Source organism: Providencia sp. M-27 (assembly GCF_011077905.1).
Lineage (GTDB): Bacteria > Pseudomonadota > Gammaproteobacteria > Enterobacterales > Enterobacteriaceae > Providencia > Providencia huaxiensis.
On record NZ_JAALBT010000020.1, the window covers coordinates 40,299 to 62,994 of the forward strand.

Sequence of the window (22,696 nt, forward strand, 5' to 3'; positions counted from 1 at the left end):
ATCTATCTCCTTTCTGTTCTTAACCATGGCAGCAGGTAATAAGATATAATTAATAAAATCTTATCTAATAATAAACCGACTATACCGATAACAAGAATACCCACTATAACGACTGGGGAATCTAGCATAATCCGGGCATCATTGATGCGATAGCCAATACCCGAGTTAGCTGCGATCATTTCTGCTGCAACAACTGTTGCCCAAGATAACCCCATTGCAAGCCTTAAACCTGTAAATAGGTTGGGAAGTAGTGATGGAATATAAATTTTTCGTAATTTTTGCCAAATATTGAATTGATAAAGATTACCTAATTCAATATAAGTCATAGGTGTCGTTTGTATTCCATTGATAGTACTTAGTAAGATAGGGAAAAAGGCACTTTTTATAATAAGAATAATTTTAGTTACTTCACCAATTCCAAACCATAAAATTAATAATGGTATCCATGCTAGCGGAGGAATTTGACGTATAGCATTTAATGTTAGGTTGAAAATTTGGTTTGTTCGTAGCGACAATGCCATGATAATACCAAGAAAAAAAGCAAAAATAGCAGCGATAACAAAGGCTATTAATACTCGGGATAAACTAATTGATAAATCTTGCCATAATTGCCCAGAATATAGCTGGAAATTCAAAGAATGCCATGCTTGTGGAATAGATGGAAAAATAACAGGGGAAACACCTCCAATTGTTGTTGTAATATACCAAGTTGTAAAAATAATAACTGGAAGTAGAAGCAAGAAAAAACTGTTTTTCAACATGATATATAAGCCTCAATTTATTTTGTCGAAATATTGATTGAGGAAACTCACATATGTTGTTGTATCCTGTAATCCAACGAGTTTATCCACTAATTTCCCATTATTTGAAACTGCAATAATAGGTATGCTTCTAAGTGAATACTTTTGAAGGATTTCAACAGAATTATCTACAGAGAGATAATTGATTTTATTTATTGAGTAACGTTTTACTAATGAAGGCAATAACTCACTCAATACTTTACATTTATTGCACCAACTAGCACCGAAGAATATCAAATTATTTTTATTTTCATTAATAATTGAGTCGAATGTTTCACTATCTATTTCATATATGTTATCGGAAAAGAAAAAGGTATCAGATTTCTTAGAGGGATGATTATCTCTAGTTCGAGCAATACATAAGATATCATCATCTGAAATTTTATGTTTTATTATTCCTTCGATATACACTCCTGTAATTGTATCTTTAGGAGCTGCATTTGGTAATCGGAATTGAGAGACATCCATAGGTGCTATGCTATTTTCTTCAGGTATATCTAATTGAGGGATCCAATCATAAGGGATTCTATAAGCACGATAGATCATATTATTGCGTTTTTTTCCTTCTCGCCAGTAAGGCGAGACATATTCCCACACAATCTCATGTTCAGCTGTTATTTCAATCAATCGCCCATTTGAGCCTTCGGTAATTAAAGTATTACCATTTGGTAGACGCTGAGCGCTACTTACATATGGGCTATAGAATCGACTTGAATCCATGGGAGCGGCAAAGCCTAGTTTTTCTGCATCATGTTGCCAAATAATTTCGAGAGTAACTGGGTTTATTTCTAATACTTGAGAACTATCTCGCCATGCATTTTTTAAGCCATATACAGATGAAGGGTTTGGTGCTCCATAACCTGCCCAGCCGCCATTATCAAAAATTAACAGATTTCCTGCGCCTGGAAGGCCATGAGGTATAATATGAGCATGATGAGGTCCGATAATCCAACCAAGATGATGAACTTGTTTGTTGTTATAATCGGGCCCTAATTGCCAAACTATTTTTCCAGTTTTCCGGCTCGTTATTCCGATTATATTTGCTTCTCTAGAATCCCAAATAATATTATCAGGATGAAAACGTTCGTCTCCATTATCATAATGTAGATTTGGTCCTATACGAGACATGGTATTAATATGTAGATAATCTCCCATACCTCCACCGGTACTACGCATATTTGGGTCACGATATAAAACATTTCTAGCTTCTTCGCTGAAATTTAATTCTGAAAAGTGATCGCTAAATGCCCATTGCCAGATAATATTACCTTGCCAATCTACTTCGATAAAAATATCATCAAGTAGCCATTTATCTGATATTTCAGGTTTGTAAATATTCTTATGGCATAGTATTAGAGTATTTCCGCTATGGGTTTGTGATGTTAATGTAGGAGAATAATAACCAACAGGGTTTCCATCACGTTGAAAATCATGATGTTGTCTTGCCATCCATATTATTTCTTGATTGGGATCTTGTATTTTTTCTAATTTATTGAATGACCATATAATGTTACCATCCCAATCAAATTGAACTAAATCAACTTGATCTTGAACACCATATTTAGGTGATCGCAAACCATGACTACCAAATAAATATCCACCAGGTAAAATTTTATTAGGAAAACCATCAACTCCTTGCCATAAATGCACTTCTCGGCCATTCATATCAATTAATAGCGCACCTTTTCCAGGTGCGTTAAAAAGGGTATAACCACTAAATGTTTTTTCTTTATTGAAAATAGTAGTTCCTGAAGGATAAATACTTGGGTGTCCCATATTAAATATTCCTATAGTAAATTTTTTCTATGTGGAATAATGGTGTAAAGGTAATGGGTTTTGAAATATCTTTTATTATGGTGTTATAACTTAATAGAACAATAAAGTAATGTTCTATTAAGTGTTTATATTTATAATATTAAGTAATAAGAATATAATACGTAATTAATACAAAAAGTTAAAAATATGATTGATTTTTTCCTAGTGATGGCAATGAGTATTGCTCATATTTTATGATTAGTAGCACAGTATGAATGATATTAAACTATATATGAATTCATTTACTGATCGTTACTTGCGGGCTAACATCGCGTTAGCCCGCAAAATTTAACGGCCTAAATAGCTATCCCAATCTTTCCAAACGGGCTGTAAACCGGCTTGCACAAGGGCATGTGCGACTTGTGTGGCACTGCGGTTATCATTTGGGGAAAACTGTTCTAGCTCTTCTTTGGTATCTGCATATCCACCCGGCTGGGTTTTCGAACCCGCACTGACGTTATTAATTGCCAATGGCACGACGTGATCACGGAAATAAGGCGATTCACGGGTTGAGAGGGAAAGCTCAACATTCGGTGCGAGTAAGCGAAAAGCACAAATTAATTGCACTAATTCTGCCTCACTCATCAGTGATGCCGGTTCAACGCCACCCGCACAAGGGCGTAAGCGAGGAAAAGAGATAGAATAACGACTTTGCCAATAGTATTGCTGTAAGTACAACAAATGTTCTGCAACCATATAGCAATCGGTACGCCAACTGTTTGATAAACCAATTAACGCGCCAAGGCCGATTTTATCTATACCTGCTTCCCCTAAACGCTCTGGAGTGGCTAGGCGCCAGTGAAAATCCTGCTTTTTGCCTTTGAGATGATGTAGCTGATACGTGGGCTCATGGTAGGTTTCTTGATAGACCATCACACCATCTAACCCCAACGTTTTCAACTCCTTATATTCCTCTGTACTTAATGGCTGCACTTCCATCATTAAGGAACTGAAATAAGGGCGAATGATGGGGAGTGTGTGACGGAAATAGTCCATACCCACTTTACTTTGGTGTTCCCCAGTGACCAGCAATAAGCTATCAAAACCAATTTTGCGAATGGTTTCACACTCATTAATGATTTCATCGTCACTTAGGGTTTTACGTTTAATTTTATTACTCATCGAAAAACCGCAATAAGTACAATCGTTTGCGCATAGGTTCGATAAATAAAGTGGCACGTAAAACCCAACTGCATGGCCAAAGCGCTGGCGGGTGAGTTTCTGAGCCTTTTGTGCCATTAGTTCAATATAGGGACGGGCAGCAGGGGAAAGCAGAGCCATAAAATCATCGAGTGTGAGTATGTCTGCCGCTAAAGCGTGTTCCACATCGACAGCGGTTTTACTGTTTATCCGCAGTGTCGTATCGTCCCAATCCAGCGCTTGTAAGCGTTCTTGGAAACTTGGGGTCATGATAAGGCCCCTAAGAAACTGGTCAACGGGCTTGATGCTTGCGCCTGTTGCTTCGGTGCAGCTAACCCACTTTGATAGGCCAATTCAGCGGCTTCGACAGCCAGTTTAAACGCTTTTGCCATAAGTACCGGTTGCTTAGCTACCGCGATTGCGGTATTGACTAAAACGGCATCAGCACCCATTTCGATCGCTTCTGCCGCATGGCTTGGTGCACCAATTCCTGCATCTACGACGACAGGGACAGAGGCTTGTTCAATAATGATACGAAGCATTTCTTTGGTTGCTAAGCCTTTGTTTGTGCCTATCGGTGCGCCTAATGGCATCACAGCGGCACAGCCAACTTCTTCTAAACGACGGCATAACACTGGGTCTGCGCTGCAGTAAGGCAATACAACGAATCCCTCTTTAACGAGCTGCTCCGCGGCAAGCAATGTCTCGATAGGATCGGGTAGCAAATAACGCATATCTGGATGAATTTCGAGTTTGACCCAATTGGTACCGAGGGCTTCTCGAGCTAGGCGCGCGGCAAACACCGCCTCTTGGGCATTTTTCGCACCGGAGGTATTCGGTAATAGTTTCACACCCAGTTCTTGCAGCGGTTGTAGAATGCCATCATCTTGCCCACGTAAGTCAATACGCTTCATTGCCATTGTCACCAATTGACTGCCTGAGGCCGCAATGGCGTCTTGCATTAGGTTGGCGCTGGCAAATTTACCTGTTCCAGTAAACAGGCGTGAGTGAAAAGTTAAATCTGCGATTTTTAACATCATTAGCCCCCAGCGATAGCTTGAAATAACAAGATATTGTCTTGGTCATTAATGAGATGTGAATCCCACTGACTTTTAGGAATGATCACTTGGTTGATAGCAAGTGCAGTTCCCACTATTGGGCGGTTGAGAGTGGAAAATAATTGATTAACCGTCAGTGGGGCGTCGAATTCCATAGGTTGGTCGTTAATTATGATATGCATGTTTCTTCCCGACAGATTGGGCATTGCAATGACGGCGTTAATTGCAATGTATTCCATTGCTGCTGTTTTCCATCGAATAAACGCAATTTACCACTCAGTGAAGAGGGAAGGCCGACAAGTAATTTAATGGCTTCCAGTGCTTGCAGCGTGCCGATGATCCCAACTACAGGCCCTAATACCCCAGCAGTGCGGCAGTTGCGCTCAGGTTCATCTTGGTCTGGATATAAACAGGCATAGCAACCGGTGCTAAATGGCGGTTCAAGAACCATTAATTGGCCGCCAAACCCAACCGCACTACCGCTAACTAAGGTTGTATTGGTCATGACACAAGCGGCATTAACTGCGTGACGAGTGGCCATGTTATCGCAGCAATCAAGCACTAAATCGACTTGCTCAGCTAAAGGAATTAAAGTCTTAACATCCAACTTTTGTGCGACAACATGGGTTCTTACCAACGGATTGAGCTGATACAGTCTATCTGCGGCCAGCTGGGCTTTTGGCTGGCCGATATCATCAGTATCATAAAGCACCTGCCGTTGTAAGTTAGAAACATGTAAATCATCGTGATCGGCTAGCCACAATTCGCCGACACCAGCTCCCGTTAAATAAAGGGACGCGGGAGAGCCTAAGCCCCCTAAGCCAACAATGAGGACTTTGCTATTTTTCAGTTTTTGTTGCCCCTCGGGACTGATATCTTCGAGTAGTAGCTGGCGGCTGTAACGCATGAATTCTTGGTCACTTAACATGATTGAATTCCTTAAATCATCACTAACCCTGTTTTATGATGATAAAGCAGGGCGAGTTATGTGATTAAAAATTGGCTAGTTGGCAGTATTTCGCTCAATTAAATTCAGCAAGGTTTCTGTTGCAGCGCGCCAATCATCGGCTTTGGTAATCGCACTGACCAGCGCGATGCTGCCCACTCCAGTTGCTAGCACGGCAGGGACTTTATCAATAGAAATCCCACCAATGGCGACCGTTGGGTAATCAGGCGTTGCTTCCACCATGGCTTTAAGTGTTTCTAAACCCTGAGGCGAAGATGGCATCTCTTTCGTTTGTGTTGGAAAGATATGCCCCATAGCAATGTAAGAAGGACGCACGGATTTTGCGATAGCCAGTTCATGCTCATCGTGCGTTGATATTCCTAACCGTAGCCCAGCTTGGTGTATTGCCAGTAAGTCGGTCGTTTCCAAATCTTCTTGGCCCAAATGTACGCCATAGGCACCGAACTCAACGGCTAAGCGCCAGTAATCGTTAATGAATAAACGTGCATTATGTTTTTTACCCAAAGCGATGGCTTTTTGAATATCATCACGCACATCTGCGTCAGATTTGTCTTTGATACGCAATTGGATTGTGGAAACACCTGCATCAAGCAAACGTTCAATCCATTCAACGGAATCCACAACGGGGTAAAGCCCAAGGTGTTGTTCAGTCTCTGGAAAGGGTGATGTTGGCGTTATAATAGCATTAGGCAATTTAGGCATTTTCATTCACCTCTGCATTCACAATTTCAGCTCCGTGATAGAGCTCGCTGCCATGGGCACGAAAGGCCTCAGACATCTGTTCCATACCTGCTTCTTTTTCGTTTGCTTCTTTTTGGGCTGCGTAATCACGGACTTCTTGGGAAATCTTCATCGAACAGAATTTTGGTCCGCACATTGAGCAGAAATGGGCAATTTTTCCAGAAGCTTGTGGCAAGGTTTCATCGTGATATTTGCGAGCAGTTTCAGGGTCTAATGCCAAGTTAAATTGGTCTTCCCAACGGAATTCAAAACGGGCTTTGGACATGGCATTATCACGAATTTGCGCACCGGGGTGGCCTTTAGCAAGGTCAGCGGCGTGAGCTGCGATCTTATAAGTGATTAGCCCTTGTTTAACATCGTCTTTATTTGGTAAGCCTAAATGCTCTTTCGGGGTGACGTAGCACAGCATTGCACAACCAAACCAGCCGATCATGGCGGCACCAATACCAGAGGTAAAGTGGTCGTAACCCGGTGCAATATCGGTAGTGAGTGGGCCTAAGGTATAAAAAGGCGCTTCATGGCAGTACTCGAGTTCTTCCGTCATATTACGGCGGATCATCTGCATTGGCACGTGACCAGGGCCTTCGATCATCACTTGGACATCATATTCCCATGCAATTTTGGTTAACTCGCCAAGGGTATGGAGCTCAGCAAATTGTGCTTGGTCGTTGGCGTCTTGGATTGAACCTGGGCGCAGGCCATCTCCTAATGATAAGGAAACGTCGTAAGCGGCACAAATTTCACAAATTTCACGGAAGTTTTCATATAAAAAGTTTTCTTGGTGATGAGATAAACACCATTTTGCCATGATGGAACCACCGCGAGAGACGATCCCCGTTAGGCGTTTGGCGGTCATTGGCACATAACGTAATAATACGCCAGCGTGGATAGTGAAGTAGTCGACGCCTTGCTCTGCTTGCTCTAATAATGTGTCACGGAACATTTCCCACGTAAGATTTTCAGCGACACCGTTCACTTTCTCGAGCGCTTGGTAGATAGGTACTGTTCCAATCGGCACAGGGCTATTACGTAAAATCCATTCGCGAGTTTCGTGAATATAACGGCCAGTGGATAAATCCATGACCGTATCTGCGCCCCAACGCGTCGACCAAATCAGTTTTTCCACTTCCTCTTCAATGGATGAGGTGACCGATGAATTACCAATGTTGGCATTCACTTTAACCAAGAAATTGCGACCAATAATCATCGGCTCCGATTCGGGATGGTTGATATTGGCTGGGATGATGGCACGACCCGCTGCCACTTCTTGGCGAACAAATTCAGGGGTAATATTTTCCGGTAAATTTGCGCCAAAGCCTTGCCCTGGGTGTTGTTGTAATAAAACTTCGCCACGAATGCGTTCACGCCCCATATTTTCACGGATTGCAATAAACTCCATCTCAGGGGTTACGATACCTTTTCGTGCATAGTGTAATTGGGTAACACACTTGTTAGTTTGGGCTTTTAATGGGTGGGGGCGGTTGTTAAAGCGCAGATGGTCAAGGCCTGCATCAGCGAGACGCTGTTGGGTAAAATCGGAACTTAAATTTTCGACAGGTTCGGTATCAGCACGTTCACTTATCCATGGCGCACGAATTTTTTTAAGGCCTTTATGGACATTTAATTCAGAAACTGGGTCGCCGTAAGGGCCAGATGTATCATAGATAGGAACGGGTTCGTTATCTTCAAATTGTGGGTTGTCTTTATCGCCCCCGATCAAGGTTTGAGAGAGTTGGATTTCTCGCATCGGGACTTGGATATCGTCTCTAGAACCTTGTAAATAAATACGCTGTGAATTAGGAAACGAAACGCCAGAAACGGTATTAATAAAGGTTTCAGCGGCATCACGTTGAGCTTTACGGGTGCGAGCCGGGGCTGCTTGTGGCGATAAATCAGCAGTAGGGATGATATTTTGTTCTGTATTATTGGACATAGCAATTTCCTGACATTGTCACGGCTATCACAGTTTAGTGTGTAGCGGGTTTATCGAAAGAAAGTTGCTTGTCAGGAGTTCGGAGGAGTAATAAAAAGGCTTGCGCTGAATTTTTCACCAAATATAGTGGGGTGAAATGACGCTGAGTGATTACTCTTGTTCCCTTCGCGGGTATTAACCCGATCAGGTTCCGCGGATCCCGAATTAACGGTCTCAGCCTGATGCGTATGCATACTAGGCACTCCGACAAGAGGTTTCAGTATAAGCTTTCCTTATCATTCTTCAAGCGATAAGTGCTTCCTCGTCATTCTTCGCGCGATAGGTGCGTCGATTTCATAGATTTACCCGAATCACATACTTATGTATGCTCATCGGGATAATTCTATTTATCTCCTTCCTCTAGCACGAATAATTTAGAGGAACCTTTGAAAAGATTAGTTAGTTAAAACCAAAATTAAAACCAAGTTTGAAATTAAAATTGGGCTTACAAACCCCAAGTATGTTGTGGCCAATTGTGTTTGAGTGCGGTTTGCGTTAGGCGTTCGTCGCCGTTGATAATAAATACTTCATCGGCAAATTGGCACATTGGGAGATCGTTAGCGGAGTCGGTGTAGAAATACACATAGGCGTCAGTGATCGGCTGGTGGCGGATCCAATCTAATAGGCGTTTGACTTTGCCTTCTTTAAAGGTTGGGATACCGTCAATTTCTGTGGTGTAGCAGCCATCTTGTTGCTTGATATCGATCCCCATTGCGATATCTGCACCCAGTTGATCCGCAATTTTTTTCACAATAAATGAAACAGTTGCGGAGATCACAATAATTGGGATCCCTTTGGCTCGATAATTTGCGATCGTTCTAATCGCTTCAGAGTAGATCCGCGGTAAAATCACACTTTGTACAAAATCATCCAACCAGATATCTACTTGCTCAGCTTTTACATTGGCGAGAGTCTGCAGGTTAAAACGTAAGTAAGTTGGCATGTCTAATGTACCTGCATTATATTGCGCCATCATGGCTTTATCCGCTTCCACAAATTGCGGATTACTGATGATTTGTTTATCCCACAGGTATTGTGTCCACAATACGCTGCTATCACCTTGAATTAACGTATCATCTAAGTCAAAAATGGCCAGTTGGTTTTGCATTATATTCCTATTCACTGATTAACTAAGTGTGCGAATTTCATTTTTATTAAACATAAGTTGAAGGTGAGTTCCTGGTTCAAATAAACGCTCAGATGAGCGGTTAAGTAAATCCACCGTCATATCACCTGCAGGGGTATTCACACTATAACGAATAATATTGCCGAGCAATTGATGGTCCAATATCACGGCATCAACAGGGTGAGAAATATGGCTACCATATTGGCGCCCCGCTTCTTTGACATATATAGACTCAGGACGGATAGCCAGTGTACCTTGTAAATTAAGGCCTAACATTGTATTGGCTTTTTCTGAATCAACAAGGTTGTAATGCCCCATAAACCGAGCGACAAACTCTGTTGCCGGTTGGGTATAAATATTCTCTGCCGTATCGCTTTGCACGATCTGGCCTTTATTCATAAGAAAAATACGATCAGACATAATCATCGCTTCATCTTGATCATGAGTAACAAAAATTGTGGTTAAGCCTAACTCACGTTGAATTTGGCGAATTTGCTGGCGTAAGTGCTTGCGAATGCGTGCATCAAGAGCGGAAAGCGGCTCATCAAGTAACAAAATTTGCGGTTTCATCACCAATGCTCTTGCTAGCGCAACGCGTTGGCGCTGTCCCCCTGACAGTTGATGAGGAAATTGTTGTTCTTTGCCTTGCAATTCAACTAATTCAATCACTTCAGCGACTGCTTTAGATCTCGCTTGGCTATCAATTTTACGCATTTTTAAACCAAACGCGATATTGTCAACCACAGTCATGTTGGGAAATAACGCATAACTTTGGAACACCATACCCACTCCGCGTTGTTGCGCGGCTTGGTGGGTTACATTCTGGCGATTAATATAAAGTTCACCATGATTAAGTTGTTCAAGCCCTGCAATACAGCGTAATAAGGTAGACTTTCCGCAACCACTTGGCCCTAGTAGGGTAATAAATTCACCTTTTTCGATAGTAAATTGAATATCAGCAAATACCTGATTAGTGCCAAAAGATTTGGCTAAATTTTCCGCAATAACATAACTCATCATTCATCTCCTGAACGATTTAATCGCATTGCTAACCACGTCAGCAATAAGGTAAATAGAAAATAAGACATCACCAGGGCAGAAGTGAAGTGTCCGCTGGTTTGTCGCATATTGAAAAGATAGATTTGCAAAGTTTCATAGCGTGTTCCCACAAGGATATTGGCAAACACAAATTCACCCATTAAAAATGAAAATGAAATTAATAATGAAACCAACATACCTTTGCGAATATTGGGTAACACAATCATCATGAAGGCTTGGAAAGTACTGGCACCGAGTAAATGTGCTGCATCCATTAAGTCATGTAAATTAATGCCTTGGAAGCTATTCGCAAGCGCACGATACATAAAAGGTAACGTGATGGTGAAATAGGTACCAATCAGGATCCAAGGTGTGCCAACTAACATGAATGGTTCATCGGCAAATATTTGCAGCAAGCCCACCGATGAGACCACAGGCGGGATCGCAAAGGGTAAAATAATCAGTAAATCCATTACCCCTTTGAGTTTGGGGAACCGATAAAATACTGCAAACGTCATCGGTAAAATAATTAATGTGCTAACCAGTAATGTACCAAAGCAAATAATCAATGAACGACCAAACGCCATGAGAAAACGCGGGTCTTGCCATAATTGTAGATACCATTTGATGGACAAGGCGTCAGGTAGCACAGTGGCTCCCCAAGAACTGGCGATGGAATACAAAAATGTGGCAATAATAGGTAACGCTAGTAGGCTAGCAACACTGATTAGTACTAACTTATGAAGCCATAACCCAGAGGGTTTATTGCCATTGGTTATGGCTGGGCTAATCGCATTATTATTTTGCATGGTAGCTCCGCTTGATTAACCAATGATGTATGGCAGTGATAAAAGCTAAGATAGCGATAAGTAGCATTGATAACGCAGCAGCCATATTCGGTTCGAGAAACAAATCACCAGAAACTAAACTGGCAATTCGGATAGTCACAAGGTTGTAATTACCACTCGTTAACGCATAAGTACTGGCGTATGCGCCCATTGCATTAGCAATTAAGATAATAAAAGTGCCAAGTAAAGCAGGAGAAAGCACTGGAATAGCGACTTTTAACCAATAGGTCAGCTTACTTGCACCCATCGTTTTCGCTGCGTCTTCCCACTCCGGTTTTAGTGCGTCAAAGGCGGGGTAGAGCAACAACACACCTAATGGGATCTGAAAATACACATACAACAGCATTAAGCCGCTGGCGCTGTATATATTAAAATCTTCGATAATCCCCCATGATTTAAGTTGTAAGGTAATCGCCCCATTGAAGCCCAAAATAATAATGAATGCGAAAGCAAGGGGAACACCGCTGAAATTACTGGCCATGGTGGTGAAGGAGATCATTATTCGGCGAATTTTCCCTTGCATTTTATAAATGGAAAATGCCGTGATACTGGAAATAAATAAGCCAATCACACTACAAATAATGGAAAGCCATAAGGTATTTTCAAACGCTTGCAAGTAAAAATCATTATTGAATACCTCAAGATAGTTACCTAATGACCATGCTTCTTCGTAGATAAAGCTATTAATGAGCACCCAAATCATTGGGGCGATTTGGAATAAACTAAACAACACAAAGAATGGCAAAAGTAGAAGTGCAGCGCGCCAATGAAAACGAGCAAAGCGTTTTTTCAACATGGCAATTTTTCCCTGTTGTTGGTATGTCTGTTCACAGGGGGCAGGAATATCAGCCATTACAAATCTCCTCGTAATAGCGCATCACAAACCGGTTTATCGAGAGAGTTGGCACCGAGTAAACGACAAATGGTTCCGCAAATTGCTGTCTGCTCAATATTGCAGGGTTGATGAGAAAACTGCGAACCGACCACAAACAATGGTACTAAACACTCTTCGGGGAGTGTTCCACCATGGCTACGATCATTATTCATACCATGATCACTCGTGATCATGATTTGATAGCCTTGCTCAACCCATGTAGGAATATAATTCGACAGGATAATATCTGCATGGCGTGCTGCATTACGATATTGGGGCGAATCAAAACCGAACTTGTGCCCTGTGTCGTCTATATTCATAGGGTGGATCAATAAAAAATCAGGGTTAAATTGAGTCCGTAAATATTCCGCATCGACAAATAAATGGTCATCAGGGTAATGGTCTGCTTGATAAAAGCAGCCATGTTGGATAGCGAGTGAGTCATCGTGGGTGAAGCGGTCTCGTAAGGCAACAAAAGGAGCCCGGTTATACAGTTCGCTCACCCAATAATAAGCGGCGGCGGCAGTTGTTTTCTCAGCTTGACGAGCAAGGGAAAAGAGACTCTCAAAGTGAGAAAGGCGGACAATTTGGTTATTTACAATACCACTTTTGACTGGGGGAACCCCCGTCAGTATGCATTCATATAAAGGGCGAGACATCGAAGGAAGCTCACACTCTAATTGGTAAAGTGTTGCACTGTTGGCTTTGATTAAGCCGTTGAGATAGCCCATGCAATGATGGGCTACTGAATAACTTAAACCGTCTAGGACAACAAGTATGACTTTTTCAGACATTAATTTTTCCTAAAATCAATACATTGATTACTGCTGGTGGATCAAAACTTGCTGTTGCCACATTTTAGGGAGATTACGAGATGATTTTTCCCAGCCTTCTGCATTTTTAATGGGTTGAACATTTTTATATTGTTCTTCTGGTAATAATTTGGCTTTAATATCATCAGGTAACGTTAAATATTGTGCACGAATTGGTCGTGCATAACCTTCAGCAAGGTTAATTTGCCCTTTATCACTGAAAATAAACTCACGAGCTAACTTCGCTGCGTTAGGGTTTTTGGCGAATTTGTTGATAATAGTGGTGTAACCCGAAATCACGGAGCCATCAGATGGGATCACAACCGTAAAGCGATCGCGATTGATCTGATCACGGTAATTCAGTGCGTTAAAGTCCCATAATATGCCAACTTCGACTTCACCTTTTTCGATATTTGCGACAGTTGGGTCATTAACGGATAGGCGTTTTTGTTTGGCGAGTTCAGCAAAAAATTCAATAGCAGGCTTTAGGTTGTTTTCATCCCCACCACGCGCAAATGCAGCTGCCAGTACAGCGTTATTCGCTTGTGCAGCGATCCCAACATCCCCAACGGTGACTTTATATTTCCCTTTTAGTAGGTCATCCCAGCTTTTCGGTGCATCTTTTACTAAATCATTATTTATCATAAAAGCGATAGACCCCGTATAGGCTAAAGCCCAATGACCGTCTTTGTCTTTTGCCCAATCAGGAATTTGTGACCAAGTTGTTGGTTTATAAGGTTGCGTCACTCCTTTTTGTACGGCAACAGGCCCAAAGGAGGCACCGACATCACCAATATCTGCCGTCGCATTATTTTTTTCTGCGGCAAATTTAGCAATTTCTTGGGCGGAGCTCATATCGGTGTCTTGATGTTTCAACCCATATTGTGTCGCTAAGTCTTGCCAAGTTCCTTTCCAGTTCGCCCAAGTATCAGGCATCCCAACGCTGTAAACTTGTCCTTCTTTTTTCGCTGCATTGATTAACTCTGTTAAATTAGTATCAGCAGCTAATGTCACACTGGATGCGGTCAATGATAGTAAAATCGCAGGAACGATAGTTTTCATTATTTTCTCACTTTTGAAGAACGGTGAACCGTATTGGTTACTTAGCATCCTAATTTTAAGACGTGACAGTTAGTTGATCCTTTTATGACAGTTTTTAGACATTTTATGGAATGGAACGTCTAAAAAGTGTCAAAATTGCTAAAGAAAAACAATGAAACAAACGTTTGAATGACTTTGTGTCAAAAAAGTATATTGTGTCATTAATAGATTTATTTTACCGACAATAAAAACTGACAAAAGACGTGAAAAATGAATAAGTTAAAATTATCAGGAACAGAAAGTGGTTGGTGGTTTATCTGTTTTTCCGGGCGTTTGTGGCTACCTCATGGAGATATTCCTCGAGGTATGGCAAAGGACTATTTGTTAGAAGGAAAAACGGCAACACCCATTGGTGAGTGGCAAGGGGAAATCGTCTGGTTGATAGCCGAAAAAATGCCATCAGATATGGCTTCTCCCCGTATTGTTGCTGCGCAAGATGAAGGCTTATTTCGCCTTGCTGGGCGAGGTGTGCAATTAGCAGAATTCTATCGTTCCCACCGTTATTGTGGTTATTGTGGTACTGCGATGCGCCACAGTGAAACAGAGTGGGCGTGTTTGTGTGACCATTGTCATGAGCGCTATTACCCGCAGATCGCCCCTTGCATTATCGTGGGGATCCGCCGCGATGACCATATTCTATTAGCTCAGCACCGACGCCATTCGCAAAATCCGTTATTTACGGTACTTGCTGGTTTTGTCGAGGTTGGCGAAACATTAGAAGAAGCAGTCATGCGCGAAGTCATGGAAGAGAGCCATATTAAAGTGAAAAATATCCGCTATGTTTCTTCACAGCCTTGGCCTTTTCCTCATTCCTTAATGATGGGGTTCCTCGCGGATTATGAGAGTGGTGATATTAAAGTAGACCCGAAGGAACTGGTGAGCGCAAATTGGTATCATTACGATGATTTACCGTTGATCCCACCGGCAGACACAATAGCTAGGCGTTTGATTGAAGATACGGTCGCATTGTGTCGTCAAAGTGAGTATGAAACGGGGGAATAGCACAGCGCTGATATTGTTATCATTAACATGATACAATAATGAACTTCGCTCTTAGCCATTTGCGGCGGCCACTTATAATAATGGAGTAAATAATGACTGAGTTAAAAAATGACCGCTATCTACGTGCTTTGCTACGTCAGCCTGTAGATGTGACCCCTGTATGGATGATGCGTCAAGCAGGGCGTTACCTGCCAGAATATAAAGCAACTCGCGCGGAAGCTGGTGATTTTATTGCTCTGTGCAAAAACACCGAATTGGCTTGTGAAGTGACATTGCAGCCATTACGTCGTTTTCCATTAGACGCTGCAATTTTATTTTCTGATATTCTTACCATCCCTGATGCAATGGGGCTTGGGCTATATTTTGAAACAGGTGAAGGTCCGCGTTTTCATAAACCGATTATGAGCGCAGCAGATGTAAAAAATATCCCTATTCCTGATCCTGAAATGGAACTTGGTTATGTGATGGACGCAGTTCGTGCCATTCGTAAAGCCCTTGAAGGCAATGTACCACTCATTGGTTTCTCTGGTAGCCCGTGGACACTGGCGACTTATATGGTGGAAGGCGGTAGCAGCAAAGCCTTCACTAAAATCAAAAAGATGATGTACGAAGACCCGAATTCATTGCATTTGTTATTGGATAAACTGGCAGATAGCGTCATTTTATACTTGAATGCTCAAATTCGTGCCGGTGCGCAGTCTGTGATGATTTTTGATACATGGGGTGGGGTATTAACTAAGCGTGATTATTTACAGTTTTCACTGAATTATATGCATAAAATTATTGATGGCTTAATTCGTGAAAATGATGGTCGCCGTGTTCCTGTCACCTTATTTACTAAAGGTGGCGGTCAGTGGTTAGAAGAAATGGCAGCAACGGGTTGTGATGCATTAGGCCTTGATTGGACGACTGAAATTGCCGATGCTCGTCGTCGTGTTGGTGATAAAGTTGCCCTGCAAGGAAATATGGATCCATCCATGTTGTATGCACCTCCTGCGCGAATAGAAGAAGAAGTACAAAATATTCTATCAGGCTTCGGCCAAGGTGAAGGGCACGTATTCAATTTAGGTCATGGTATTCATCAGGATGTTCCACCGGAGCATGCAGGTGCATTTGTGGATGCTGTTCACCGTTTATCCCGCCAATATCATCAATAATTATCGTTTATTGATCTTCTTGATTTGTGGTGTATTTATAGGATCTTGTAAGTACACCATTATCATCTATGATTAAGAATAATTAAATATCATAAGCAATGGACGCATGATGGTTTTAGATACCCAACAGTTACGAACAGAACAAACTAGCCAAGCCTCAAAAATCATTTTGCATGACGAATTTCCACCCCTCAAACTGATTGGTGGGGCTGATGTGGGCTTTGAACAGCAAGGTGAGATTACGAGAGCTGTGGTGGCTGTACTATCTTGGCCACAGTTAGAACTTGTTGAGTATCAAATAGCTCGAATACCGACGCAATTACCTTATATACCGGGGTTACTTTCTTTTCGTGAAGTGCCTGGACTAATGGCTGCGTGGGGAAAAATACAAAACAAACCTGAATTAGTGCTTGTGGATGGACAAGGGATTGCACACCCACGGCGGTTTGGTGTTGCCTGCCATTTTGGGTTACAAGCGAATGTTGCCACAATTGGTGTTGCAAAAAGCCGTTTATGTGGTGATGCAGATGAGTTAAGTGAAGAACCCGAAAGTGTTCAGCCGTTAATGGCAGGTGAAAATCAACTCGGTTGGGTGCTGCGGAGTAAAAAACGCTGCAAACCATTATATGTTTCTCCGGGACATAAAGTCGATTTTTCATCTTCCTTAGAGTGGGTTAGGCAGTGTCTAAAGGGTTATAGGTTGCCTGAACCAACACGTTTTGCTGACGGAATTGCATCAAATCGAACGTTTTTTAAGCGAATGAATGAGAAAATCAGCTAATTATCAGCAAAATATGTGGCATTGACAGATTTTCAGGTAAACTGCGAAGTATTAAGATTGATGAGTCAGAAATTATGTTAAGAAATCCCATTCATTTGAGGTTGGAAAAATTAGAAAGCTGGCAACATACAACTTTCATGGCAAGCTTATGTGAAAGAATGTATCCCAACTTTCAGATGTTTTGTCTGCAAACTGAATTTGCCGATGCAAAAGTTTATCGTTCCATCCTTGATTTAGTTTGGGAAACTTTGGTCATTAAAGATAGCAAAGTCAATTTCGACAGTCAGTTAGAAAAATTAGAAGAAATTATCCCATCAGCGGATGATTTTGATATGTATGGTGTGTATCCAGCTATTGATGCCTGTATTGCATTGGGTGAAATTATTCATTCGAAATTGAGTGGTGAAACCCTCGAACACGCGATATTGGTTAGCGAAGCATCCATTCGTACGGTTGCCATGCTCGAAATGACTCAAGCAGGGCGGGAAATGACAGAAGAAGAACTCAAAGAAATCCCGGCCGTTGAAGAAGAGTGGGATATCCAGTGGGACATTTTCCGCTTACTGGCAGCTTGTGAAGAGCGCGACTTAGAGTTAATTAAAGGATTAAAATCTGACCTCCGCGAAGCGGGGGTGAGCAACATAGGTATTACTTTAAGCTGATTTTTGCATTTTCATTATCGAAAACGTGACTTGACGCAGTAATGCTGAGTACTAAGACTTCACATTTGCCCCTACTCTGGTCTACATTTAGGGGCGAGAAGAAGTGGCTATCGGGGGCGTGTATCAGGGGCTGTCAATTTGGCATATCCGACGCACTCGATGCTTTGCAAACGATAAACACACTGTGTAAGGATAATTTATGAATAAGACTGAATTAGTTGATGCTATCGCAGAATCAGCGGACCTGACCAAAGTTCAGGCAAAAGCAGCATTAGAATCTACTCTGAATGCTATTTCTGAAACGCTGAAAAAAGGCGAGCAAGTCCAACTGGTCGGTTTCGGTACTTTTAAAGTTAGCCATCGTGCTGCACGTACTGGTCGTAACCCACAAACTAAAGCAGAAATCCAAATTCCTGCTACAACTGTACCTGCTTTCTCTGCCGGTAAAGCACTGAAAGAAGCTGTAAAATAAGAACATTGTACAGACGAATTACCAGAGGGGGTAAAAAACTCCCCCTTTTGTTTATTCAAAAAGGGTTGCTGGTATTGGGAGCCATCTCAATGCTAAGCGCCTGTTCTTCTAATGCACCAAAACTTCCTGAGTTTAGTGCAAGTGGTTTTATTGCTGATGATGGCGTCATTCGTATGTGGCGGCTGAATAATGCACAAAGCCAACCTCTTGTCTTAATGGTGGTTTATAGCCCCTATAAAGGCACAGACACTTCCGTTAATTTCTTCGAATACCGCTCCGGTAAACTCTGGCAAATTCGCAGCCAAATCTTGAACCAAAAAAATGGTGATATCACCGAACAATTACGCTTCGATAAAAACAATGACGTTGTTTTTATGCAGCGTGCCCAAGATGGCCATAAAACACCACTTTCAACGGATGACATCACGCGTTGGCGCTTTGAAGCTGAACGAGTACTTGAGACAAACACCGCCCTTATTGTCGGTGGCGTTAAACTTTACCAAGGACGTTGGCAACAAGGCAAAGTGACGACTTGTGAAGGTGATGTGCGAGAAGTAACCTTCGAGCCCTATGCTGAAAATTGGTTACAGAGCCGTGCGAAAGTGTGGCATTCCCAGTTAAATTTAGCGTGGTTGGAGTCTTCAGAGGGGAATCAGCTTTTGATGGTGGCGGATACCGATTTTTGCCGCTGGCAGCCTTCTAAAGATTCGTTGTAATATCACCGCTCGTCGTCTTTCAATCCATAACGTTGTTGGCTGCTCTCAGCTACTTAGGTCACATACTTATGTATGCTCCCTAAGATATCTTCGTTTGCCGCCTAGCTCTGAATTGAAATACTTAGAGCCGATATTTTTGCTCGTCAACTCGTAGCCTTTCGACCTTCAGCATTGTTGGCCGCGGTGACTTAGCCTAGTCACCTTGTCGTCTAGCTGCGAACAGAAATCCTTAGAGTGCTTGTTTGATAGTACAAACAACAATAAAAAAGCTGATAAAAGTTTCCTCTTATCAGCTTAGGGAATGGTTTAGTACTTTGTATTATTTTATACGAGCGATGGCACGGTAGCCGATGTCGTTGCGGTAAAAGTTATCATCCCAGTGAATGGTTTTTGCCACTTCATAAGCTTTGGTTTGCGCTTTAGCGATATCATCGCCTAACGCAGTGACACACAACACACGCCCACCGGCAGTGACTACATCACCATTTTTCAAGCGAGTGCCTGCGTGGAAAACCTTGCTATCAGTGGCCTCAGTGGTTGGTAAACCTGAAATCACATCGCCATTGCGGTAATCACCTGGGTAACCACCCGCGGCAATAACTACCCCTAGAGCAGGGCGCTCATCCCATAATGAATCTTTACCTGCCAGCTCACCTTTCGCACCGGCTAAACATAAAGCGACTAAGTCCGATTGCAAGCGCATCATAATAGGTTGAGTTTCAGGGTCGCCAAAACGGCAGTTGAATTCGATAACCTTTGGGTTACCTGCTTTATCAATCATTAAACCTGCATATAAGAAGCCTTGATAGCGGTTTCCTTCTTGGTCCATGCCTTTAACTGTAGGGTAAATGACTTGTTCCATCACACGCTGGTGTATTTCATCGGTCACGACAGGGGCGGGAGAGTAAGCACCCATTCCACCTGTATTTAGACCAGTATCACCATCACCGACACGTTTATGGTCTTGGCTAGTCGCCATTGGAATGACATTTTCACCATCTACCATAACGATGAAACTCGCCTCTTCACCATCGAGAAACTCTTCAATAACGATACGATGCCCTGCATCGCCAAAGGCATTTCCCGCTAACATATCGTGAACAGCTTCTTTTGCTTCTTGTAAGGTCATGGCAACGATAACGCCTTTCCCCGCGGCAAGGCCGTCAGCCTTAATCACAATAGGCGCACCGACTTTATCTAAGTAAGCCAAAGCGGGCTCTATCTCAGTAAAATTTTCATAAGCGGCAGTTGGAATATTGTGACGAGCTAAAAAATCTTTGGTAAATGCTTTTGAACCCTCAAGCTGTGCAGCACCTTGGGTTGGGCCAAAAATAGTTAAACCGGCAGCCTTAAATGCATCAACAACACCAATAACTAATGGTGCTTCAGGGCCTACAATAGTTAAATCAATTTGTTTTTCTTTAGCAAATTGGAGCAGCCCATCAATATCAGTTGCCGAAATATTCACGTTTTCGAGTGTAGGTTCTAATGCTGTTCCTGCATTACCTGGGGCAACATAGACTTTTTCCGCTAAAGGTGATTGCGCAGCTTTCCATGCCAATGCATGTTCACGACCACCACCACCAATAATTAAAATATTCATGACTAGGCTCCTAATAATTAGTGACGGAAATGACGCATATTAGTGAAAAGCATGGCAATACCATGTTCATTTGCGGCTGCAATCACTTCATCATCGCGAATAGAACCACCAGGTTGGATAACACAAGTTACGCCAACAGCTGCCGCGGCATCAATACCATCGCGGAATGGGAAAAAGGCATCTGAGGCCATCGCACAGCCAGCGACTTCTAAACCTTCATCTGCGGCTTTAATACCTGCAATTTTTGCAGAATACACACGGCTCATTTGCCCTGCGCCAATACCGATAGTCATATCATTTTTGGCATAAACGATTGCATTGGATTTTACAAATTTCGCGACTTTCCAGCAGAATAACGCATCTTTTAGCTCGCGTTCAGTTGGTTGGCGCTTAGTTACAACGCGAAGTTCTTCTTTTTCAACCATTCCTAAGTCACGGTCTTGCACTAATAAACCGCCATTCACGCGTTTAAAGTCTAAACCTGCAACGGGTTTGCTCCATTCGCCACATTCAAGTACGCGGACGTTTTGTTTAGTCTCAAGAATAGGCAATGCATCTTTAGCAACAGAAGGCGCAATAATGACTTCCACAAACTGGCGTTCAATAATCGCTTGAGCGGTCTCTTTATCTAATTGACGGTTAAAAGCGATAATGCCACCAAAAGCAGAGGTTGGGTCAGTTTTGAATGCGTTATCATAAGCTGTATGAATAGAATCACCGATAGCGACACCACAAGGGTTTGCATGTTTGACAATTACACAAGCAGGTTCTTCGAATGATTTAACACATTCAAGAGCTGCATCGGTATCAGCGATATTATTATAAGACAGGGCTTTACCTTGGATCTGCTGTGCAGTTGCAATAGAAGCTTCTTTTGGGCTTTCTTCTATATAAAAAGCCGCATCTTGATGGCTGTTTTCTCCATAACGCATATCTTGTTTTTTTATAAAGTTTAAATTCAAGGTGCGAGGAAAGCGGCCGGAAGGCTGAGTTGTATCGCCATAATAAGGGGCAACTAATTCACCAAAGTAATTCGCAATCATGCTGTCATAAGCCGCAGTGTGCTCGAAAGCTTTTATTGCGAGGTCAAACCGAGTCGACCAATTTAGCGAGTTTTCGTGATTATCCATCTCATCAATGATGGTTTGATAGTCATTACTATTTACCACAATTGCGACATCTTTATGATTTTTAGCCGCGGAGCGCACCATGGTTGGGCCTCCGATATCAATATTCTCTACAGCATCTTCAAGGGTGCAATTTGGTTTTGCCACGGTTTGGGCAAATGGGTATAGATTAACAACAACCATATCGATAGGCGCGATGTCATGTTGTTGCATGATGGCATCATCTGTACCGCGACGTCCTAAAATTCCGCCATGCACTTTCGGGTGCAATGTTTTCACTCGGCCATCCATCATTTCAGGAAACCCTGTGTAATCTGAAACTTCAGTTACGTTTAATCCTGACTCAGCAAGTAACTTTGCAGTACCGCCAGTAGATAGAAGCTCAACACCACGTTGAGATAACGCCTTAGCGAATTCAACAACCCCTGTTTTATCAGACACACTAAGCAGGGCACGACGAATAGGACGAAGCAGTTGCATGAGATAGATCCCTTGGATTTGAATAAATAAGGCAATAACGAATATCAGTCAGTAAAAACTCAAAGAGCTTTTCTTATATACCTATTATATCTATTGATGAAAGCCAAGCGGAATTAGCCCGCTTTCCCTATAACAATATATAAGTCACTAACAATTTCAGAACATAAAAACAAAATCAATGCTGAAATTTCGAGCCAATTGTAACGCAAACGTTTGCGTAATGCGCGGTAATTTTTAAATTATTTTCATGCTGTGGATAACTTGGTGCATAAGTCGGTATAAGTGGGGGTTTTGCTGTGGAATGCAGCAGTTGAACAAAATAATGCAAAAAAGGGGTTGCCAGATTTTTCTGACTCCCTATAATGCGCATCCACTGACCGGGAACAAGACAACGCAAAGCGCGA

23 protein-coding genes and 1 riboswitch are annotated in these 22,696 nt (G+C 42.3%); of the genes, 6 read left to right on the plus strand and 17 right to left on the minus strand.

The genetic code is table 11. The annotated features are described in order from the left end of the window. Window positions 1-2: 2 nt before the first annotated feature. From G6Q48_RS19330 to G6Q48_RS19395, 14 genes are all read right to left on the minus strand, one after another. The gene (locus tag G6Q48_RS19330) at window positions 3-761 is read right to left on the minus strand and encodes an ABC transporter permease (protein WP_102140179.1); all 759 of its coding nucleotides are present in this window, start codon (window positions 759-761) and stop codon (window positions 3-5) included. A 12-nt stretch (window positions 762-773) separates the two neighbouring features. After that, window positions 774-2,576 (minus strand): arylsulfotransferase family protein, encoded by a 1,803-nt coding sequence (locus tag G6Q48_RS19335; protein WP_166268078.1) that lies wholly within the window; start codon window positions 2,574-2,576, stop codon window positions 774-776. 327 nt (window positions 2,577-2,903) lie between these two features. After that, a complete protein-coding gene (thiH, locus tag G6Q48_RS19340; protein ID WP_166268079.1) occupies window positions 2,904-4,025 on the minus strand; it encodes a 2-iminoacetate synthase ThiH in 1,122 nt (373 codons plus the stop codon). Continuing rightward, entirely contained in the window at window positions 4,022-4,792 is a 771-nt protein-coding gene (locus tag G6Q48_RS19345; RefSeq protein ID WP_102140176.1) for a thiazole synthase, read from the minus strand. The genes thiH and G6Q48_RS19345 overlap by 4 nt, the downstream gene beginning before the upstream one ends. Before the next feature lie 2 nt (window positions 4,793-4,794). Then, window positions 4,795-4,995 (minus strand): sulfur carrier protein ThiS, encoded by a 201-nt coding sequence (gene thiS / locus G6Q48_RS19350; RefSeq protein ID WP_004264499.1) that lies wholly within the window; start codon window positions 4,993-4,995, stop codon window positions 4,795-4,797. Further along, entirely contained in the window at window positions 4,983-5,741 is a 759-nt protein-coding gene (locus tag G6Q48_RS19355; protein WP_102140175.1) for a HesA/MoeB/ThiF family protein, read from the minus strand. The genes thiS and G6Q48_RS19355 overlap by 13 nt, the downstream gene beginning before the upstream one ends. 75 nt (window positions 5,742-5,816) lie before the next feature. Next, complete coding sequence (gene thiE / locus G6Q48_RS19360; RefSeq protein WP_166268080.1) at window positions 5,817-6,482, minus strand: thiamine phosphate synthase; 666 nt, start codon at window positions 6,480-6,482, stop codon at window positions 5,817-5,819. After that, a complete protein-coding gene (thiC, locus tag G6Q48_RS19365; RefSeq protein WP_166268081.1) occupies window positions 6,475-8,454 on the minus strand; it encodes a phosphomethylpyrimidine synthase ThiC in 1,980 nt (659 codons plus the stop codon). Before thiC ends, thiE begins: the two co-directional genes overlap by 8 nt. 143 nt (window positions 8,455-8,597) lie before the next feature. Then, window positions 8,598-8,710: riboswitch (TPP riboswitch) on the minus strand. Between the two features lie 228 nt (window positions 8,711-8,938). Next, window positions 8,939-9,601 carry an HAD family hydrolase gene (locus G6Q48_RS19370; RefSeq protein WP_166268083.1) on the minus strand — a complete coding sequence of 221 codons (663 nt, stop codon included), beginning with the start codon at window positions 9,599-9,601 and terminating at the stop codon, window positions 8,939-8,941. 18 nt (window positions 9,602-9,619) lie between these two features. Continuing rightward, window positions 9,620-10,636 (minus strand): ABC transporter ATP-binding protein, encoded by a 1,017-nt coding sequence (locus G6Q48_RS19375; RefSeq protein ID WP_166268089.1) that lies wholly within the window; start codon window positions 10,634-10,636, stop codon window positions 9,620-9,622. Further along, the gene (locus G6Q48_RS19380; RefSeq protein ID WP_102140171.1) at window positions 10,636-11,466 is read right to left on the minus strand and encodes an ABC transporter permease; all 831 of its coding nucleotides are present in this window, start codon (window positions 11,464-11,466) and stop codon (window positions 10,636-10,638) included. The genes G6Q48_RS19375 and G6Q48_RS19380 overlap by 1 nt, the downstream gene beginning before the upstream one ends. After that, entirely contained in the window at window positions 11,456-12,358 is a 903-nt protein-coding gene (locus tag G6Q48_RS19385) for an ABC transporter permease (protein WP_166268085.1), read from the minus strand. Before G6Q48_RS19385 ends, G6Q48_RS19380 begins: the two co-directional genes overlap by 11 nt. Then, window positions 12,358-13,173 carry an alkaline phosphatase family protein gene (locus G6Q48_RS19390; protein ID WP_166268087.1) on the minus strand — a complete coding sequence of 272 codons (816 nt, stop codon included), beginning with the start codon at window positions 13,171-13,173 and terminating at the stop codon, window positions 12,358-12,360. The genes G6Q48_RS19385 and G6Q48_RS19390 overlap by 1 nt, the downstream gene beginning before the upstream one ends. Before the next feature lie 27 nt (window positions 13,174-13,200). After that, the gene (locus tag G6Q48_RS19395) at window positions 13,201-14,253 is read right to left on the minus strand and encodes an ABC transporter substrate-binding protein (RefSeq protein ID WP_102140168.1); all 1,053 of its coding nucleotides are present in this window, start codon (window positions 14,251-14,253) and stop codon (window positions 13,201-13,203) included. 249 nt (window positions 14,254-14,502) lie between these two features. Here G6Q48_RS19395 and nudC point away from each other — a divergent pair, with 249 nt between their 5' ends. The 6 genes from nudC (at window position 14,503) to G6Q48_RS19425 (ending at window position 19,082) form a co-directional block, all read left to right on the plus strand. Further along, a complete protein-coding gene (nudC, locus tag G6Q48_RS19400) occupies window positions 14,503-15,294 on the plus strand; it encodes an NAD(+) diphosphatase (RefSeq protein WP_102140167.1) in 792 nt (263 codons plus the stop codon). A gap of 92 nt (window positions 15,295-15,386) precedes the next feature. Further along, window positions 15,387-16,451, plus strand: coding sequence for a uroporphyrinogen decarboxylase (gene hemE / locus G6Q48_RS19405; RefSeq protein ID WP_102140166.1), 1,065 nt, complete (start codon window positions 15,387-15,389; stop codon window positions 16,449-16,451). A 109-nt stretch (window positions 16,452-16,560) separates the two neighbouring features. After that, on the plus strand, window positions 16,561-17,232 hold the full coding sequence (nfi, locus tag G6Q48_RS19410) for a deoxyribonuclease V (protein WP_166268091.1): 672 nt from the start codon (window positions 16,561-16,563) through the stop codon (window positions 17,230-17,232). A gap of 74 nt (window positions 17,233-17,306) precedes the next feature. After that, on the plus strand, window positions 17,307-17,894 hold the full coding sequence (locus tag G6Q48_RS19415) for a YjaG family protein (RefSeq protein ID WP_102140164.1): 588 nt from the start codon (window positions 17,307-17,309) through the stop codon (window positions 17,892-17,894). A 199-nt stretch (window positions 17,895-18,093) separates the two neighbouring features. Further along, window positions 18,094-18,366 (plus strand): HU family DNA-binding protein, encoded by a 273-nt coding sequence (locus G6Q48_RS19420; protein WP_004264522.1) that lies wholly within the window; start codon window positions 18,094-18,096, stop codon window positions 18,364-18,366. 89 nt (window positions 18,367-18,455) lie between these two features. Continuing rightward, window positions 18,456-19,082: a DUF1481 domain-containing protein gene (locus G6Q48_RS19425; protein WP_102140163.1), complete on the plus strand. Its 627-nt coding sequence runs from the start codon at window positions 18,456-18,458 to the stop codon at window positions 19,080-19,082. Between the two features lie 319 nt (window positions 19,083-19,401). Here G6Q48_RS19425 and purD read toward each other — a convergent pair whose 3' ends face one another. From purD to G6Q48_RS22070, 3 genes are all read right to left on the minus strand, one after another. Next, entirely contained in the window at window positions 19,402-20,685 is a 1,284-nt protein-coding gene (gene purD / locus G6Q48_RS19430) for a phosphoribosylamine--glycine ligase (protein WP_102140162.1), read from the minus strand. Between the two features lie 17 nt (window positions 20,686-20,702). After that, entirely contained in the window at window positions 20,703-22,292 is a 1,590-nt protein-coding gene (gene purH / locus G6Q48_RS19435) for a bifunctional phosphoribosylaminoimidazolecarboxamide formyltransferase/IMP cyclohydrolase (RefSeq protein ID WP_102140161.1), read from the minus strand. Window positions 22,293-22,467: 175 nt separating this feature from the next. Next, window positions 22,468-22,696, minus strand: a 229-nt coding sequence (locus G6Q48_RS22070) for a hypothetical protein (RefSeq protein ID WP_207393057.1), incomplete at its 5' end; no start/stop codon positions are given.

What these genes read in the sequence shown, in the direction of transcription:
- G6Q48_RS19395 (WP_102140168.1), bottom strand. Translation starts at nt 14,253, where the DNA reads ATGAAAACTATCGTTCCTGCGATTTTACTATCATTGACCGCATCCAGT.
- G6Q48_RS19355 (WP_102140175.1), bottom strand. Translation starts at nt 5,741, where the DNA reads ATGTTAAGTGACCAAGAATTCATGCGTTACAGCCGCCAGCTACTACTC.
- nfi (WP_166268091.1), top strand. Translation starts at nt 16,561, where the DNA reads ATGGTTTTAGATACCCAACAGTTACGAACAGAACAAACTAGCCAAGCC.
- G6Q48_RS19385 (WP_166268085.1), bottom strand. Translation starts at nt 12,358, where the DNA reads ATGGCTGATATTCCTGCCCCCTGTGAACAGACATACCAACAACAGGGA.
- G6Q48_RS19375 (WP_166268089.1), bottom strand. Translation starts at nt 10,636, where the DNA reads ATGAGTTATGTTATTGCGGAAAATTTAGCCAAATCTTTTGGCACTAAT.
- hemE (WP_102140166.1), top strand. Translation starts at nt 15,387, where the DNA reads ATGACTGAGTTAAAAAATGACCGCTATCTACGTGCTTTGCTACGTCAG.
- G6Q48_RS19380 (WP_102140171.1), bottom strand. Translation starts at nt 11,466, where the DNA reads ATGCAAAATAATAATGCGATTAGCCCAGCCATAACCAATGGCAATAAA.
- G6Q48_RS19390 (WP_166268087.1), bottom strand. Translation starts at nt 13,173, where the DNA reads ATGTCTGAAAAAGTCATACTTGTTGTCCTAGACGGTTTAAGTTATTCA.
- thiC (WP_166268081.1), bottom strand. Translation starts at nt 8,454, where the DNA reads ATGTCCAATAATACAGAACAAAATATCATCCCTACTGCTGATTTATCG.
- G6Q48_RS19330 (WP_102140179.1), bottom strand. Translation starts at nt 761, where the DNA reads ATGTTGAAAAACAGTTTTTTCTTGCTTCTACTTCCAGTTATTATTTTT.
- G6Q48_RS19420 (WP_004264522.1), top strand. Translation starts at nt 18,094, where the DNA reads ATGAATAAGACTGAATTAGTTGATGCTATCGCAGAATCAGCGGACCTG.
- thiH (WP_166268079.1), bottom strand. Translation starts at nt 4,025, where the DNA reads ATGACCCCAAGTTTCCAAGAACGCTTACAAGCGCTGGATTGGGACGAT.
- G6Q48_RS19425 (WP_102140163.1), top strand. Translation starts at nt 18,456, where the DNA reads ATGCTAAGCGCCTGTTCTTCTAATGCACCAAAACTTCCTGAGTTTAGT.
- thiE (WP_166268080.1), bottom strand. Translation starts at nt 6,482, where the DNA reads ATGCCTAAATTGCCTAATGCTATTATAACGCCAACATCACCCTTTCCA.
- G6Q48_RS19335 (WP_166268078.1), bottom strand. Translation starts at nt 2,576, where the DNA reads ATGGGACACCCAAGTATTTATCCTTCAGGAACTACTATTTTCAATAAA.
- G6Q48_RS19370 (WP_166268083.1), bottom strand. Translation starts at nt 9,601, where the DNA reads ATGCAAAACCAACTGGCCATTTTTGACTTAGATGATACGTTAATTCAA.
- thiS (WP_004264499.1), bottom strand. Translation starts at nt 4,995, where the DNA reads ATGCATATCATAATTAACGACCAACCTATGGAATTCGACGCCCCACTG.
- G6Q48_RS19415 (WP_102140164.1), top strand. Translation starts at nt 17,307, where the DNA reads ATGTTAAGAAATCCCATTCATTTGAGGTTGGAAAAATTAGAAAGCTGG.
- purD (WP_102140162.1), bottom strand. Translation starts at nt 20,685, where the DNA reads ATGAATATTTTAATTATTGGTGGTGGTGGTCGTGAACATGCATTGGCA.
- G6Q48_RS19345 (WP_102140176.1), bottom strand. Translation starts at nt 4,792, where the DNA reads ATGTTAAAAATCGCAGATTTAACTTTTCACTCACGCCTGTTTACTGGA.
- purH (WP_102140161.1), bottom strand. Translation starts at nt 22,292, where the DNA reads ATGCAACTGCTTCGTCCTATTCGTCGTGCCCTGCTTAGTGTGTCTGAT.
- nudC (WP_102140167.1), top strand. Translation starts at nt 14,503, where the DNA reads ATGAATAAGTTAAAATTATCAGGAACAGAAAGTGGTTGGTGGTTTATC.